The 15,708-nt window shown below is 51.8% G+C and carries 14 protein-coding genes and 1 riboswitch; of the genes, 6 read left to right on the top strand and 8 right to left on the bottom strand.

The genetic code is table 11. The features are described 5' to 3' along the window. The first annotated feature begins 102 nt into the window (after positions 1 to 102). Both D479_RS04855 and D479_RS04850 read left to right on the top strand, forming a co-directional pair. Positions 103 to 396, top strand: a complete 294-nt coding sequence (locus D479_RS04855; RefSeq protein WP_008634307.1) for a YesK family protein — start codon at positions 103 to 105, stop codon at positions 394 to 396. Positions 397 to 957: 561 nt separating this feature from the next. Then, positions 958 to 2,460 (top strand): malate:quinone oxidoreductase, encoded by a 1,503-nt coding sequence (locus tag D479_RS04850; protein WP_008634305.1) that lies wholly within the window; start codon positions 958 to 960, stop codon positions 2,458 to 2,460. Between the two features lie 131 nt (positions 2,461 to 2,591). On the opposite strand, the gene D479_RS04845 is transcribed toward D479_RS04850, so the two are convergent. Together D479_RS04845 and D479_RS04840 are read right to left on the bottom strand one after the other, a co-directional pair. Then, a complete protein-coding gene (locus D479_RS04845) occupies positions 2,592 to 3,530 on the bottom strand; it encodes a pseudouridine-5'-phosphate glycosidase (protein WP_008634303.1) in 939 nt (312 codons plus the stop codon). Next, positions 3,527 to 4,636: a PfkB family carbohydrate kinase gene (locus tag D479_RS04840; protein WP_008634301.1), complete on the bottom strand. Its 1,110-nt coding sequence runs from the start codon at positions 4,634 to 4,636 to the stop codon at positions 3,527 to 3,529. The genes D479_RS04845 and D479_RS04840 overlap by 4 nt, the downstream gene beginning before the upstream one ends. Positions 4,637 to 4,820: 184 nt before the next feature. Continuing rightward, positions 4,821 to 4,924, top strand: a riboswitch (SAM riboswitch). Between the two features lie 83 nt (positions 4,925 to 5,007). On the opposite strand from D479_RS04840, the gene D479_RS04835 reads away from it, so the two are divergent. Continuing rightward, positions 5,008 to 6,114, top strand: a complete 1,107-nt coding sequence (locus tag D479_RS04835; protein WP_008634299.1) for a 5-methyltetrahydropteroyltriglutamate--homocysteine S-methyltransferase — start codon at positions 5,008 to 5,010, stop codon at positions 6,112 to 6,114. 98 nt (positions 6,115 to 6,212) lie between these two features. Here D479_RS04835 and D479_RS04830 read toward each other — a convergent pair whose 3' ends face one another. The 4 genes from D479_RS04830 to ahpC all read right to left on the bottom strand — a co-directional run bounded on the left by D479_RS04830 (position 6,213) and on the right by ahpC (position 10,662). Further along, entirely contained in the window at positions 6,213 to 6,983 is a 771-nt protein-coding gene (locus D479_RS04830; RefSeq protein WP_008634297.1) for a YibE/F family protein, read from the bottom strand. After that, positions 6,980 to 8,116, bottom strand: coding sequence for a YibE/F family protein (locus D479_RS04825; protein WP_008634296.1), 1,137 nt, complete (start codon positions 8,114 to 8,116; stop codon positions 6,980 to 6,982). Before D479_RS04825 ends, D479_RS04830 begins: the two co-directional genes overlap by 4 nt. A gap of 436 nt (positions 8,117 to 8,552) precedes the next feature. Then, complete coding sequence (gene ahpF, locus D479_RS04820) at positions 8,553 to 10,082, bottom strand: alkyl hydroperoxide reductase subunit F (protein WP_008634295.1); 1,530 nt, start codon at positions 10,080 to 10,082, stop codon at positions 8,553 to 8,555. A gap of 16 nt (positions 10,083 to 10,098) precedes the next feature. Continuing rightward, positions 10,099 to 10,662 (bottom strand): alkyl hydroperoxide reductase subunit C, encoded by a 564-nt coding sequence (gene ahpC / locus D479_RS04815; RefSeq protein ID WP_008634293.1) that lies wholly within the window; start codon positions 10,660 to 10,662, stop codon positions 10,099 to 10,101. A 348-nt stretch (positions 10,663 to 11,010) separates the two neighbouring features. Between ahpC and D479_RS04810 the strand changes: the two genes are divergently transcribed. Further along, positions 11,011 to 13,014, top strand: a complete 2,004-nt coding sequence (locus D479_RS04810) for an acyltransferase family protein (protein WP_008634292.1) — start codon at positions 11,011 to 11,013, stop codon at positions 13,012 to 13,014. A 51-nt stretch (positions 13,015 to 13,065) separates the two neighbouring features. Here D479_RS04810 and D479_RS04805 read toward each other — a convergent pair whose 3' ends face one another. Continuing rightward, entirely contained in the window at positions 13,066 to 13,512 is a 447-nt protein-coding gene (locus D479_RS04805; RefSeq protein WP_008634291.1) for a MarR family transcriptional regulator, read from the bottom strand. A gap of 122 nt (positions 13,513 to 13,634) precedes the next feature. Between D479_RS04805 and D479_RS04800 the strand changes: the two genes are divergently transcribed. Both D479_RS04800 and D479_RS04795 read left to right on the top strand, forming a co-directional pair. Further along, positions 13,635 to 14,090: a CBS domain-containing protein gene (locus D479_RS04800; RefSeq protein ID WP_008634290.1), complete on the top strand. Its 456-nt coding sequence runs from the start codon at positions 13,635 to 13,637 to the stop codon at positions 14,088 to 14,090. A gap of 19 nt (positions 14,091 to 14,109) precedes the next feature. Further along, on the top strand, positions 14,110 to 15,336 hold the full coding sequence (locus D479_RS04795) for an MFS transporter (RefSeq protein WP_008634289.1): 1,227 nt from the start codon (positions 14,110 to 14,112) through the stop codon (positions 15,334 to 15,336). Between the two features lie 157 nt (positions 15,337 to 15,493). On the opposite strand, the gene D479_RS04790 is transcribed toward D479_RS04795, so the two are convergent. Next, positions 15,494 to 15,708 (bottom strand): IS3 family transposase (locus D479_RS04790; RefSeq protein WP_008634288.1); only part of this gene is annotated, 215 nt, incomplete at its 5' end.

Raw genomic sequence — 15,708 nt, 5'->3', positions numbered from 1 at the left:
GGCGTTTTTTTTCGTTTCTTGTAGATTGGGAGAATGCCCCTTGCTGAACGGGTTAATATTGGATAGTATTAGCTTAATCTAATCGGATTGGAGGCGGAAAGGATGATGATTGGGGGACCATTTCTCGTTGCGACGATTCCCGGGGTGCTGGTCGTGATACTCTCGTACTGGCTGGCGCAGAAGAATCTGCCGCTGCTGGTGAAGATGCTGCCGACGATGCTGGCGGCCCTGGCTGCCACCATCCTGTTTTTTGTCGGCTTCGTCATGATCCGAGGTTTTGAAGGAGCGGCGTACAGTCTGCTTGCCATCTTCTTGATGGGCTATGCCGTCGTCGCTTCGACCGTTGCCAGGAAGAGACGGCAGCTGCTTAAGGAGAAGGAATCAGGAGAGGCGTAATCTACGCCTCTCTTCTGCTTTTTGAAAAAAATATTTTCAGGTAAGAGGGACGGGCTCCGGGAAATGGGACGCTTTCCACGGGGCGGCCGGTGAGCCTCCTCATCGCTGCGCTCTTCCGGGGTCTCACCTCTTCCGCTAATCCCGTCGGAGTCTGCCCATTTCCCTCCGCCCTTCACGGCGAGCATCCTTTCTTCTGATACAAAAGTAAAAATGTGAGGAGATCCGGAACCTATTTTGTCATGGTTTCAGGAAGATACATAGCACCCTTTCTATGGGAAATGGTAGCACGATTCCAATTTTCGTCCCATGTGTTTTTTGCATGCACGGGACATGCTTTCTTTTCTTACTATATCGGAGAACGTATTTTTCCTTGGTCATGTGCGGACAGACGCCTTTCCTGCCGTTTTCCGATATGAAAAATTGTATATAATTGTTAGATAATAGTGACTTTTCGGTGTATAAAGCGGTATCATAGAGACAGGGTCATTAAATGACAGGAGAGGTGCGATTTTGTGACCTCGGCATCTTTTCTGCAAATTTCATGATATAAGGATGGTTAATATGAGCAGCAGAGAAACGAAAACAGACGTGATCTTGATAGGTGCTGGCATTATGAGTGCGACCCTCGGTTCACTCTTGAAAGAATTAGCCCCAAATTGGAACATTACCGTTTTTGAGAAGCTCGGAACGCCCGGAGAAGAAAGCTCGAATGAATGGAATAATGCAGGGACTGGCCATGCGGCTTTGTGTGAGTTGAATTACACGAAGGAAAAGGCGGATGGTTCGATCGATATGACGAAGGCTGTCTCGATCAATGAACAGTTTCAGGTGTCCAAACAGTTCTGGTCTCATTTGGTGAAGACCGGCCAGTTGAAGGACCCGGAACAGTTCATCCGGCCACTGCCCCACATGAGTCTCGTCTTCGGAGGAGAGAATGTCGACTTCCTGAAGAAGCGCTATGATGCGATGTCACAAAATCCTCTTTTCAAAGGGATGGAGTATTCGGAAGATCCAGAGCAGTTGAAAGAGTGGATTCCGCTCATCATGAACGACCGCCATACTCACGGACCGGTCGCGGCGACGAAGATGGATAGCGGTACCGACGTCAACTTCGGTTCCTTGACAAGGAAGCTGTTTCAGAATCTGGAGGCCAAAGGGGTGGAAGTGCAGCATCATCACCACGTCAAGGATTTATATCGGACGAACGACGGCCGCTGGGAATTGAAGATGTACGATGATAAGAACGATAAGCTGGAAACCCGGAAGGCGGATTTCGTATTCCTCGGTGCGGGTGGTGGAAGTCTCCATCTTCTGCAGAAGTCCGGCATCCCGGAAGGCAAAGGAATCGGTGGTTTCCCTGTCGGGGGGCAGTTCCTTGTCTGCAAGAATCCGGAGATTGTCGAACAGCATGAAGCGAAGGTGTACGGCAAAGCTCCTGTAGGTGCACCGCCGATGTCGGTGCCGCACTTGGATACCCGCTATATCGGCGATCAGAAGACGCTGTTGTTCGGTCCGTTCGCAGGGTTCTCGCCGAAGTTCCTGAAGACAGGTTCATTGATGGATTTGTTCACATCGATCAAACCGGGCAACATTTTGACGATGCTTGCAGCGGGAATGAAGGAAATGGCGCTGACGAAGTATTTGATTCAGCAGGTACTCCTGTCGAAGGAGCAGCGGATGGATGCTTTACGGGAGTTCATCCCGAATGCGAAGAGCTCCGACTGGGACCTCGTCGTTGCCGGCCAGCGTGTCCAGGTAATCAAGGATACGAAGGAAGGCGGCAAAGGAACGCTCCAGTTCGGGACGGAAGTCGTGAACAGTGCGGACGGTTCGATTGCGGCTTTGCTCGGGGCATCCCCGGGGGCGTCGACAGCCGTGCACGTCATGATCGATGTGCTGAACCGCTGCTTCCCTGACCATATCGATCAATGGAAGCCGAAGCTCGCCAAGATGATTCCATCCTACGGCGTATCGCTCGTCGATCACCCGCGGATGATCCAGGATATCCACCGTACGACAGATGAGGCGCTTGGTCTGGCAAAAAAGGAACTGATCTTTAGTTAGGGGTGTATAGAAAGAAGAAAAAATAAGAAGCATATCGTTTTCCAAAAGCAGTCGCCGATCGGGTCGGAGAAGGGGAAAGGTACCCCCTTTTCCCGCCGGCGGATGGAAACAAAGCTTCTTCCTGGACAAGCCTATCGCTGATAGGCTTTTTTCTTTTGTTCATAAAAAGCGACGGCTGCAGCGGCTCCGAGTCCGGCATTCGCTTTGATAAGTTCGATGTTAGCGGCGAGGCTTCTGCCTTCGGTGGCGCGGTTGACGTGATCCAGCAGGAACGGTGTGACGTCCTTGCCTGTGATGCTCTGCTGCTTCGCTTCAACGAGCGCCGCTTCGATAACGCCCGTCACGTAGGACGCATCAAGGGCGTGACCGGAAGGGATCGGGTTGGCGATGACGGCTCCTCCTTGAAGACCGAGCTCCCATTTCGTATGAAGGATGCGCCCGATTTCCTCTGCGTCATCGACGCGGAAATGGACGGCAAACTCGGATGTGCGCGTGAAGAAGGCAGGAAGGGAGTCGGTCTGATACCCCATCACTGGTACTCCTTTCGTTTCCAGATACTCGAGGGTCAGGCCGAGGTCGAGGATCGATTTCGCACCGGCACAGATGACTGCGACGTTCGTCCTGGCGAGCTCCTCCAGGTCTGCCGATATGTCCATCGTCGTTTCGGCCCCGCGGTGGACGCCGCCGATGCCGCCGGTCACGAACAGGCGGATGCCGGCGAGGTCGGCACAAATCATCGTTGCGGCTACCGTCGTCGCACCGGAGCGGCCGGTCGCAAGCAGATACGGGAGGTCTTTACGGGAAGCTTTGGTGATATCATCCCTTGAGGCGAGCGCTGTCAATTCTTCCGCTGTCAGTCCGATTTTGATCCGGCCGTCAAGGATGGCGATCGTCGCCGGGACGGCTCCGTTATCCCGGATGATCCGCTCGACTTCCTTCGCCGTTTCGATGTTTTCAGGATACGGCATACCGTGGGAGATGATGGTGGATTCGAGGGCGACGACAGGCTTTCCTGTTTCCAAAGCTTCGTTCACTTCTTGTGATAGGGAGAGATAGGGATTGAGATTCATAGGAACTCCTCCTGTTTTTTTAATAGATGGGTCGTCAAATCGGAATGGACGGTCGCTGTCGTCTGGACGCAGAGGGCGGCGCTCTTCAGTCCGGCATGGACGGCTTCGGACAGTGGACTGCCGTCGAGCCAGGCGTGCAGCACAGCAGCGGAGAATGCATCTCCGGCGCCGGTGACGTCTACGGTCGTGTCGAGGGCAGGGGCGGGATAGTGGCGGATGCTGCCGCCGCTTTCCCCGACCATGACACCCCGCTTGCCCCACGTCACCGTGACATAGCGGACACCGCAGGCGAGCCAGTGTTCAACGGCGTCTTTCCACTGGGCTTCGTTTTGAATGGGAATGTCGAAGTGTGCGGCGCTTTCTTCGACGTTCGTCATCAGCCACGTCAGGCCGCTGATATCCGAGGGCAGCCGCTTCATTTTCGGTATCGAGACGGTGATGAAGGCGACCGGCGTGTGGTCGGCGGCTGCTTCCTTAAGCAGGAAGGCGAGCGTCTCCTGCGGGCAGTTCAAATCGGCGATGACGCATTCGGCCTGCTTCCATTTCTTCTCGTGACGACGGATCTCCTCCGGAAGAACAGCGTCGTAAATAGCCATATCGGCGAAGGCCATCGTCATTTCTCCATGCTCGTCGAGGACAGCGGTGTACGTGCCTGTGTTCCGGTCCGGCAGATGGAGGACGCCGTCCATTATGATATACTCGGCAGAGGCGCGGGCGATGATTTCCCAGTCGGCATCTCTGCCGGCAGCAGTGATGAGTGTCGGCCGGTTTCCGAGGCGCCCGAGGTTTTCTGCGATGTTTCTGGCGACGCCGCCGGCGCTTGCGGTCGACCGCACCGGATTCGATGTCTTATAGTCGAAGCGCTCCAGGCAGTGATACTTGCGGTCGACGTTGGCGGCACCGATGCAGAGGACAGGACGGGAATGATTCAGGACATAGGCGCGGCCGAGCAGAATGTTTTTCTGTACAAGCTGGGAGATGACGTTGGCGACGGTGGACCGGGACAAGGCGAGGATTTGGGAGAGGTCGTGTTGGGAAATATACGGGTTATTTGCAATCTGTTCATAGACCTGACGTTCGCGGTCGGTCAGTTTGTTTGGTAACATAGACAGCCCTCCGGACAAATGTTTGATTCATGGAACATATGTTTAAAGTAGCTGAATTGGAAAAAGTTAGCAATAAAACAGAGACAGGTCGTACGTCCGACTTATCGACAAAATTTTCCGACAACGGGTTGCCAATCGTTTGGGAATTGCTGTATAGTGGGGCTAACAACTTCATAGATAAACGTTCTTATCGAGAAAGGTGGAGGGACTGGCCCTTTGAAGCCTTAGCAGCAGACTCCTGACGGGTACTGTGCTAATTCCAGAAGCGTACGTGCTTGCAGATGAGAAGAGGTTAGATACGCAGGTAATCCGCTCTTCTTATGGTGAGAAGTGTGGATTTTTTTAATTTCAACGGAAGAAGGATGATAGAGATGACGAATTCAACCATCAAACGAGCTCCATTCAAAGGCGATCATGTCGGGAGCTTCCTGAGACCCGAGCGTTTGAAGGAAGCGCGCCGGCAGAAAGCGGAGGAGACGATTTCCCAAGAAGAGCTGCGCCGGATCGAAGACGAAGAGATAACGAAGCTTGTCGCGAAACAGAAAGAGGCAGGACTTCCTGCCGTGACAGACGGGGATTTCCGTCGCAGCTGGTGGCACTTCGATTTCCTTGAAGGACTCGATGGAGTGGAAGGCTACGACAAGGAGAAGGGACTTCAGTTCGACGGGGTGGAGACGAAGGCGCGCGGTGTCAAAGTGACTGGAAAGGTCGGGTTCACGGATCATCCGGCGATCAGGGACTTCCGTTTCCTGAAAGAGATCGCCGGCGATTCCGTCGCAAAGCTGACGATTCCGAGCCCTAACATGCTGCTGTTCCGTGCCGACATCGACAGGGAGATCTACCCGACGGATGAAGCGCTGCTCGCGGATTTGGTGGATGCGTACCAAGGATTCATCCAGCGGATTTACGAAGAAGGGTGCCGCTACCTGCAGCTCGATGATACCGCCTGGGCAAGCTTTTTCTCGGAAAAAGGCAGAGAAGCGATTGCTGCGGAAGGCCGCGATCCGGAACGTGCCGCTACCCTGTGTGCCCGTTCGATCAACGAATCGATTGCAGAGCGTCCGGAAGACCTGTTGATCACGATGCACATCTGCCGCGGAAACTTCCGTTCGACCTTCATGACGACAGGGAGCTATGAAGCGCTGTCGGAGACGATCTTCGACGGTTTGGACGTCGACGGCTTGTTCCTGGAATTCGATGATGAACGCTCCGGCGGCTTCGAACCGCTCCGTCACGTCAACCGCCCGGATCTGTCGGTCGTCCTCGGCCTGATTACATCGAAGACCGGCGAACTGGAAGACCCGGACCGCATCAAAGCCCGGATCTTAGAGGCATCCGACTATGTGCCGATGTCCCAGCTCTGTCTCAGCCCGCAGTGCGGGTTCGCTTCGACGGAAGAGGGGAATGTGATTTCAGAGGAAGCACAGTGGGCGAAGATCCGCCACGTGCTTGAAATTGCAGAGGAAGTTTGGAGATAGATAGTATAGAAAAAGCGTCCGGCTTACGAGCCGGACGCTTTTTTGTTTGGAGAGCGGGCTCCGGTAAATGGGGACGCCCCGTCCTCTTCTAAGGGCTATTATTCAGCAGCCATCGCCTTCTTCCGCACCGCGAAAAAGGAATGGATGGCCGCTGCGACCGGGATGATGAGCGCAATGCCGATGCCGGCACAAAAGATCGCAATCATCTCTTCACTGAACACTTTGGAATTGACGATTTCGCCCAGCGAATAGTCCAAATCCTTGAACCAGATAAGCAGGGCAAGGTAGCCGCCGAAGAAGGCGAAGAACAGCGTGTTCGTATCCGTTCCGAGGATGTCGCGGCCGACGTTCATGCCGGAGACGAACAAGTCCTTCCTTGAGATCTCCGGATGGTGGTGCTGCACCTCACTCATCGATGACGTGATGGAAATCGCCACTTCCGTGATGGCGCCGATCGTCCCGATGATGATGACGGAGGCGGCGATTTTCACGAAATCAAGCCCGATGTATAACGAGTAGGGCGCGAGGCTGTCGGAATCTTCTTCACTGAACCCTTGGATCATTGACATATCTGTAATCAAATGGATGCCGACGAGCAAAATGGCGATCGTGACCATCGTAGCGAGAAACGCGGTGCCCGTCTTCAAATTCCAGTCGTTCACGTAAATCAGGTTGACGTAGCTGATGACCGCACAGGCGATGATGGTCACGATGATCGGATTGATGTGCGGATCGAGCATGAAAAACAGCGCGACGATGAGAATGACGAAGTTGAAGAATAACGAAGCGAACGATCGCACTCCTTTTTTTCCTCCGACGAGGACCATCAATAGGAATAATATGGCGGTTAAGGCGACTAGTACATTCATGATCTCTTCCTCTTTGCGTTAATGATGAACAGTGTAGTGTAGACACTGATCGGGATTGTCAGGACAATGCCAATGCCGCCGACAAGCGCCCGGGCTATTTCAAGCGACAGATTCATGGACAGCGTGAAGCCGAGCGGCGATGTATTCTTCAAGTAGAGAAGAATCGACGGGATCGAGCCGGCCGCATAGACGAAGAACAAGATGCTCGTCAGGGTCCCCATGACGTCCTTTCCGATGTCCATACCGGATTTCCGCAATGCCTTTCCTGTGATGGCGGCATCCTTCTCATAGAGTCCGAACAGTGACGAAGCGATCGTGATCGATACGTCCATCACGGCACCAAGCGAGCCGATGAACAGCCCGGCCATGAATACTTCCCTGTACGGACGGGTCAAATACTGCATTTCCTCATAGCGGAGGCCGTTCCCCTGCAGGGCCTGGATGACGAAATAGGCGATCGCTAAAGAAACGGAAATGCCGATCAGCGTAGATAGAATGGCAGCATACGTCTTCTGATTGAATCCGTTTAAGAAAAGGAGTGAACAGATGCTGAACAAAATGACGAGCCCGCTGCAGATAAAGAGCAGGGTACCGTCGGAATTGGCGATATAAAGATCGAGCGCGAAGTACATCAAGGCTGCGTTGACGACGAGGCTGACAATCGAGAGTGCGCCGCGCTTTCTGCCGACAATCAGCAGTAGAAAAAGGAAGACCCAGGCGGCAGCGAGGACGTATTTGTCACGCTTTGCATCGATGATCGCACCGGTCAGTCCATCTTCCTGCAGCGAATCTTCATCGATGGAAACAAACACTTCATTCCCTTCCTCGTACTTTTGGTCGTATGCTTCCGAAGAAGAGTATTCGTTGCTCATGTCGATTTTTTTACCCTTATAGGGTCCGTTCAATATTTCCCCGGAAATGGTTTGTGTAGAAATGGTGTCTTTATTGTCGTGGATGTCTGTAACATTCTCCGTATCGACCGTCTTCGTATCGGTCACTTCTGCAATCGTGCGGCCGTAAAGTCCGGCATTATGGTTGACGAATACCATCGAAGCGATGCAGGTGATGGCGAGCAGGGTGATGACGATCCATTGGCGGTGGGTGATACGGGTAAGTATCTTTCCTGCCTTCATGTTTGAATAAGCCTCCATGCCAACCGTCCGGCGGTGCGGACAGTGGAAAACTGGGCTCTTGAAAGAGTCCGCTGAATAACGCGCTTATCATAGCAGATAACTCCCTCACCGTCAAAACTCTCCGTAGGTTAACTATATTTGCTTTAGCCACTTAAGTTTCCCGACAGCCTGTTAAGTTCTGACTTCGAAAAGAGGAAGTGATTTTCAGGTAGAGAGCGGGCTCCGGGGAATAGAGCGCTTTCCGGGGTCTTACCTGTGCCACCATTCCCACAGGAGTCTGCTCTATTCCCCTCCACCCTTTACCATACACGCCTTTCCTTTGATTTATTGATGCAGCCTGATTCATATTTCAAAGGGGGGAAGGCTTTACCTGTTCCTTAGAGTTTCGCGGCAGACTAAAAAAGCCTGTCTTCGAAAAGACAGGGCTTAAATTCCATCAGTTACGGATCAGGTGGTCGAACGCACCCAAGGCTGCATTCGCTCCATCTCCCATGGAAATGATGATTTGGTTGTACGGGCTGTCGGTACAGTCGCCGGCTGCGAACAGGCCGGGTACGCTCGTTGCGCCGCGTTTATCGACGACGATTTCGCCTGTGCGTGTTCGATCGACGAAGTCACCGAGCCACTCGGTATTCGGTACGAGACCGATTTGGACGAAGACACCATCAAGCTCGACATGCTTCTCTTCTTCGGTTTCACGATCGATGTACGTGAGACCATTCACATTATCAGAGCCGGTGATTTCCGTCGTCTGTGCATTTGTAAGGACGGTTACGTTCGGAAGGCTGTGCAGGCGTTCCTGCAGCACTTCATCTGCACGCAGTTCCGCGCCGAATTCAAGGACCGTGACGTGTTTCACGATACCGGCAAGGTCGATCGCCGCCTCGACACCGGAGTTTCCGCCGCCGATGACTGCTACGTCTTTGCCTTCGAACAACGGGCCGTCACAGTGTGGACAGTAAGCGACACCTTTGTTCTTGAATTCTTCTTCTCCCGGTACGCCGAGCTGACGCCAGCGGGCACCTGTGGAGATGATGACGGTTTTACTCTTCAGTACGCCGCCGTTCTCAAGCTCAAGTTCGAACAGATCGTTCTTCTCAAGCGAGCGGGCCTGCTGAAGGTTCATGACGTCGACCTCATAGTCCTTCACGTGTTCTTCCAGACTTGCAGCCAGTTTCGGGCCTTCGGTCTTCTTCACACTGATGAAGTTCTCGATGCTCATCGTATCCTGTACCTGTCCTCCGAAGCGTTCGGCAACGATTCCAGTACGGATTCCTTTACGGGCGGTATAAATCGCTGCAGATGCTCCTGCAGGGCCGCCGCCGACGACAAGGACTTCATACGGATCTTTGTTGTTGAACTCATCCGGGTCCGGACCGTCTCCGATCTGACTGACGATCTCTTCCAGGCTCATGCGTCCGCCGCCGAAGAATTCGCCGTTCAGATATACGGAAGGTACAGCCATGACGTTGTTGCTTTCTGCTTCTTCTTTAAAAGCGGCACCATCGATCATCGTGTGGGTGATGTTCGGATTGACGACACTCATCAAGTTAAGCGCTTGGACAACATCTGGACAATTATGGCATGTCAGGCTGACATACGTTTCGAAATGGTACGTTCCATTGATGTTTCTGATTTGTTCAAGGACGTTTTCGTCAGCTTTGGGAGCTCTTCCGCTCACTTGCAGCAAGGCAAGGACGAGGGAAGTGAATTCGTGTCCCAAAGGTACGCCGGCGAATGTGATGCCTGTTTCTTCGCCCGGACGGTTGACGCTGAAGCTTGGGGTGCGCTTCAGTTGTGCTGTTTCTGCAGTGATCCGAGGAGACATGGATACCAGCTCTTCTGTAAGAGCCAGCATCTCTTTCGATGTGTCATCCTCGCCTGCACTGATCTTCAGCACGACGTCCCCTTCCATCATCTGGAGGTACTGGTCTAGTTGTGCTTTGATTTGTGCATCAAGTGCCATAAGTCACTGTCACTCCTTAGATTTTACCTACTAGATCAAGGCTAGGTGTAAGTGTTTCAGATCCTTCTTCCCATTTAGCAGGGCATACTTCACCTGGGTTGTTGCGTACATATTGAGCTGCTTTGATTTTGTTTACAAGCGTGCTAGCGTCACGGCCGATTCCGCCTGCGTTCACTTCTACAGTTTGAACAACGCCGTCTGGATCGATGATGAACGTTCCGCGATCTGCAAGACCGGACTCTTCATCAAGGACGTCGAAGCCGCGGGTAATCGTCTGGGAAGGATCCCCGATCATGGTATAAGTGATTTTACCGATTTTTTCAGAGCTGTCGTGCCAGCCTTTGTGTACGAAGTGCGTATCTGTGGATACAGAGTAAACTTCTGCACCAAGTGCTTTAAGATCTTCGTATTGGTTCTGAAGGTCTTCCAATTCTGTAGGGCATACGAAAGAGAAGTCTGCAGGATAGAAGCAGACAACGCTCCATTGACCTTTGAATGTTTCGTTGCTTACGTCTACGAATTCACCGTTTTTGAATGCTTTTGCTTCGAATGGTTGTACTTCTTTACCGATTAGAGACATAGTTGAATTCCTCCTGAGTTATGGTTTTCTGCTTCAAAAAGCAGTAATTTATAATAATTCTAATACGACACCTATTATTAAATAAAACTCCATGTTTGTCAACCGCTGCGATAAATTGTCACATTTACGGATGTGTTACTAGTATATCCAATTTCATCGGATGAGAAACGGGCCGGTTAATTCTCAATCATTAGCATTCTATTGAAAAAGGGAATAGTTCGAATTGTAATTCATTTGTTAAATTATTGGAAATTGGTCAAAAAATTAGGGAAAACTGTTATGCTTAACGTATCTATACTGAATGATGCTGCAGCAATGCGTCGTTGATTACTTGGGGGTTTTGATAGTATGAAAGATTTAAGAGCGCCGGAAAAGCGGTTCCGGCCCGAAATTGAAGGTGTGCGGGCGGTCGCTGCACTTCTCGTCGCTATCTACCATATATGGCTCGGTTCCGTTTCCGGAGGGGTCGACGTCTTCTTCATCGTATCCGGATACTTGATCACCACTTCGCTGTTATCACGGATGGTAAGGGAAGGGAGCCTGAACGTCAAGGAATATGTCCTTGGTCTTGCAAGGCGGCTGTTCCCGGTTGCCTTCACGGTTCTGTTCACGGTGATCGTGCTTTCGTTCATCGTGATGCCGCAGGCGCAGTGGAAGCAGATCATTGCGGAAGGGTTCTCGTCCGCTTTCTACTTCCAGAACTGGCAGCTTGCCTTCAGTTCGGTTGATTATTTGGCTCAGAACAACCTTGCCAGCCCGTTCCAGCATTTCTGGGCGCTGTCGCTGCAAGGGCAGTTCTATATTACGTGGCCGTTTGTCATTATGCTCGCCTATTATTTAGCACGTAAAGTATTGAAGACGCCGGTGAGAAAGACGCTTCTCGGCGTGCTGCTCGTCTTGTTCACCTGTTCCATCGCGTATTCGATTTACAAGACGGCAGTCAATCAGCCGTGGGCCTATTTTGATACGTTTGCGAGAGCGTGGGAGTTCAGCCTCGGCGGTATTCTGTCCTTGCTGCTTCCTTATTTAAAATTCAAACGAGGAATCAGCATCGTCATGGGGTGGGTCGGCCTTGCCATCGTCGTCTTCACAGGGATGGTTGTTCCCGTTTCGACGATGTTCCCGGGCTACATCGCTCTCCTGCCGACAATGGGGGTCATCTTCGTCATCGTTTCTGCGGAGAACGGAGGACGCTTCGGTGTCGACAAACTGCTCGGATCGAAGCCGTTCCTGAAATTCGGCGGGATTTCGTATGGATTTTATCTGTGGCATTTTCCGCTGCTTATTTTGTATTACTCCTACTTCAATACCGATACGATCTCCACAGGGGCTGGAATCATCGTTCTTGCCATTACGGTCGTTCTTGCCTACGTCTCTGTGAATTATATTGAAAAGCCGATCCGGAAGCTGAACGTACGGACGGCGAAACGAAGAATTGTTCTCGCACTCAGCTTCTTCATCATCCCGACGCTTGCTCTCAATACGGCTTGGGACCTTTACAGCAGTCAAGTGAAGGGATCGGCCTATGTCGTAGAAGACTACCCGGGTGCAAGAGCGGTTATGGGGGATATCGAGCCTGCTGACGATAAAGGTCCATATCCGACGCCGATCGAAGTCCAGGAGAACCTGCCGTCTTTTTATGAAGATGACAGCTGCTTCACGTACACGAATGAAGAAGGGCTTGAATATTGCTCCAAAGGGGAGACGGAAAATCCGGATTATACGGTCGCCCTTGTCGGTGGTTCCCATTCCGGACACTGGTTCCCGGCGCTTGAGGAATTGTCGAAAGACTTTAACCTGCAGATCGATGTTTATAATAAAGATGCCTGCCGGTTCTCTGCCGACGATTTCAACGGCAAGTTGAATGAGACGTGTGTGGAATGGAATGAAGATTTGCTTGCGAAACTGTTGGAAGAGCCGCCGGACCTTGTCGTCACGACAGCGACGGTCGGTGCCGGAGACAAAGTTCCGGACGGGTATAAAGAACAGTGGCGGAAACTTGAAGGTATAACGGAAGTTTTCGCCATCCGGGATAATCCTCGTATGGAAGAGGATCCGCTCATCTGCCTCGAACAGAATGATTCTGTCGATGACTGTTCGGTACCGCGCAGGGAAGCGCTGGCGGACGTCGTACCGTGGGAAAATACAGAAGACCTGCCTGGGAACGTGACCTATGCTGATTTGTCGGATTACTTCTGTGAGGAAGACAGCTGTAAGCCGGTTATCGGCAACGTGTACGTTTACCGGGATGAACACCATATCGGAACGCTTTATTCGAAGACGCTCGCTGTCGGATTGAGGGAACCGCTCGAGGAAGCACTGACGAAAGTCGATGAAAACCAAGCTTCCTGAGAACAAATAGAAGCCAGGCACGGGAGAGACCCGTGCCTGGCTTTTTTTCGGCTATAAGTTGAGCCGTTTATTGATCGTTTCATTGTATTTCTTCAATAGTCTTCCGAACGTTTCCTGTTCTTCGTCCGTCCAGTCAGAAAGCACGCGGGACAAACGCTCAAACCGGCGCTGTTTATTGCCCTCCAGTTCTTCGGAACCGAGCTTTGTAATCCGGTAGAAGTAGGCGCGCCCATCGTTTGGATTCGGTATCTTCTCTACATACCCTTTGGCGACAAGAGCCGCCGCCTGCCTGCTGATCGTCGAAACGTCCAGATGCAGATCTTCCGAAAGGGCTTTCACTCCGGCCGGACCATAAGTAGTCAGCTGACGGAGCAGAATATATGCCGAACGTTCCAGACTGTCGTCCTGTTTCTCTGTCAATACGATCCGGCGGATGAAGTCTGTGACTTGTCGTTCGATCACTTCTACGGATCTGTCACTCAATCCTGCCACCTCCATTAATCCTTTTCCTCCTTTTATCATAACATAGTTGAACGCATTGTCTTGACATAAGAACTTTTATAGTTGTATTATACAAGTAATTGTTTGTATCATGCAACTAAATGGGAGAGGGAGATACCATGCAGGCACAAGATATGATGATGCATGACGTGCATCGCGTAAATCACACGGATTCGATTCGGACCGTTCTTGCCAAGTTGATTCATGAGGAGATCAGCGGGATGCCGGTGACGGATCAATCTGGAAACATCGTCGCCTATATCAGTGAGGAAGACATCATGCGTTATATAGGGAAGCACAAAGACTTCTTCGTCGATTCTTTGTACACGGTAGCGGTCATACCCGGAGATCGTCATCCGTTCGATGAGCGGATTGAAGAGGTTCTCGACTTGAACGTCATGGAGCTTGCGGATGATTCCGTTCTTACGGCGTCGGTGGAGACAGCAGGGGAGGAAGTCGCCGCCCTGCTCGGGAAAGACGAGGTCAAAAAGCTTCCGGTGGAAAAGGACGGCAGACTCGTCGGGATCATCAGCCGCGGTGATGTGATCCGCCACATCTTCCATTCGAAATTATAAGGAAAGGGGACATGTTATTATGTCTACACAAACAAACCAGGTCCCACCGGTGACTATTGCCGAGGAACCTGGAATTTTACATCAGCCGAAATCGGTGTGGGCGGTCTTTTTCGCCTGTATCATCGCTTTCATGGGACTGGGTCTTGTCGATCCGATCCTGCCTGCCATAGCCGAGCAGCTGGATGCAGAACCAAGTCAGGTTACGCTCTTATTCACTAGTTATAATGCCGTCATGGCCGTTGCGATGCTCGTCACGGGGTTCATCACTTCGAGAATCGGAATGAAGAAGACGCTTCTTGCAGGGATCGTCATTATCGCGATCTTCTCCGCCCTCGGTGGTCTTTCCAACGGAATCTGGGAGCTTGTCTTCCTGCGCGGAGGCTGGGGACTCGGTAACGCCCTGTTCGTTGCCACAGCTCTTACAGCGATCGTCACGTTGTCCAACAGCGGAAACGCAAAAGCGATCATCCTGTATGAAGCAGCCATCGGTCTCGGCATTTCCGTCGGTCCACTCCTTGGAGGCTGGCTTGGAGCGATGTCATGGAGAGGACCGTTCCTTGGGGTTGCGACGCTTATGGTCATTGCTTTCATCGGTCTGACGACGCTCATGCCGAAAGCGAAGCCTTCAGCAGGCGTTGCTAAGAAAAAAACATCGCTCGGCGATCCGTTCCGTGCATTGAAGCACCGTTCTCTCTTGGTGCTCGGAATTACGGCCGCCTTGTATAACTTCGGGTTCTTTACGCTGCTTGCCTATTCCCCGTTCGTTCTCGGACTGGATGAACACGGACTCGGATTCGTCTTCCTCGGTTGGGGAATTCTGCTTGCCGTCACATCCGTCTTCACTGCTCCGAAGCTGCAAAAATGGTTCGGAACCGTGAAGTCGATGTGCCTGATGCTCGTCGTCTTCGGTCTTGTTCTCCTTGCTATGGGAGCTTGGACATCTACACAATGGGTCGTCATCGCTGCGGTCATCTTCGCTGGTGCGCTGCTCGGTAATAACAATACGCTCATTACGACAGCGGTCATGAACGCAAGCCCTGTCGAACGCTCGACGGCTTCTGCCGCCTACAGCTTCCTGCGCTTTTTGGGTGGTGCGCTGGCACCGTTCCTTGCGGGTAAACTGGCGGAAGTATATAACTCAAGCGTACCGTTTTATGTAGCGGGGGTTGTCGTGCTGGTATCTGTGCTGTTTGTCGCTGTAAACGCGAAGCACGTCCATCACGTCGATGAAGCAGAAGGCCATTAATCACATGCGAAAAGAGGCACCGGATCCGGTGTCTCTTTTTTATTGAAAAAGATTGGAGAAGAGGGCGGACTCCGGGGAATGGAGCGCTTTCCGCGGGGGGCCGGTGAGCCTCCTCATCGCGTTGCTGAAATGAACCCATGAACTTGGACAATGTTTTTTATGACGCTTTATTAAATTTCTCACGAAATTGAATCGGACTCATGCGGAGTTTCGACTTAATTCTTTGATGATTATAATTATCCATAAATGCTGCCAGTTGCTCTTTGAAGTGCTCGATACTTTCAAATTCTTTGTAGTATAAAAGCTCTGATTTCATGATGCCGAAGAAGTTTTCTATCACGGCATTATCGTGACAGTTCCCTTTTCTAGACA

It is taken from the genome of Halobacillus sp. BAB-2008 (assembly GCF_000328325.1).
In the GTDB taxonomy this organism is placed as follows: domain Bacteria; phylum Bacillota; class Bacilli; order Bacillales; family Halobacillaceae; genus Halobacillus.
The sequence above is the reverse complement of the archived record's forward strand: the minus strand, read 5'-3'. Positions and strand labels throughout refer to the sequence as shown.

Bases quoted from the DNA above. Each gene is read 5' to 3' on its own strand.
- D479_RS04855 (WP_008634307.1), top strand. From the start codon at position 103: ATGATGATTGGGGGACCATTTCTCGTTGCGACGATTCCCGGGGTGCTG.
- D479_RS04850 (WP_008634305.1), top strand. From the start codon at position 958: ATGAGCAGCAGAGAAACGAAAACAGACGTGATCTTGATAGGTGCTGGC.
- D479_RS04845 (WP_008634303.1), bottom strand. From the start codon at position 3,530: ATGAATCTCAATCCCTATCTCTCCCTATCACAAGAAGTGAACGAAGCT.
- D479_RS04840 (WP_008634301.1), bottom strand. From the start codon at position 4,636: ATGTTACCAAACAAACTGACCGACCGCGAACGTCAGGTCTATGAACAG.
- D479_RS04835 (WP_008634299.1), top strand. From the start codon at position 5,008: ATGACGAATTCAACCATCAAACGAGCTCCATTCAAAGGCGATCATGTC.
- D479_RS04830 (WP_008634297.1), bottom strand. From the start codon at position 6,983: ATGAATGTACTAGTCGCCTTAACCGCCATATTATTCCTATTGATGGTC.
- D479_RS04825 (WP_008634296.1), bottom strand. From the start codon at position 8,116: ATGAAGGCAGGAAAGATACTTACCCGTATCACCCACCGCCAATGGATC.
- ahpF (WP_008634295.1), bottom strand. From the start codon at position 10,082: ATGGCACTTGATGCACAAATCAAAGCACAACTAGACCAGTACCTCCAG.
- ahpC (WP_008634293.1), bottom strand. From the start codon at position 10,662: ATGTCTCTAATCGGTAAAGAAGTACAACCATTCGAAGCAAAAGCATTC.
- D479_RS04810 (WP_008634292.1), top strand. From the start codon at position 11,011: ATGAAAGATTTAAGAGCGCCGGAAAAGCGGTTCCGGCCCGAAATTGAA.
- D479_RS04805 (WP_008634291.1), bottom strand. From the start codon at position 13,512: ATGGAGGTGGCAGGATTGAGTGACAGATCCGTAGAAGTGATCGAACGA.
- D479_RS04800 (WP_008634290.1), top strand. From the start codon at position 13,635: ATGCAGGCACAAGATATGATGATGCATGACGTGCATCGCGTAAATCAC.
- D479_RS04795 (WP_008634289.1), top strand. From the start codon at position 14,110: ATGTCTACACAAACAAACCAGGTCCCACCGGTGACTATTGCCGAGGAA.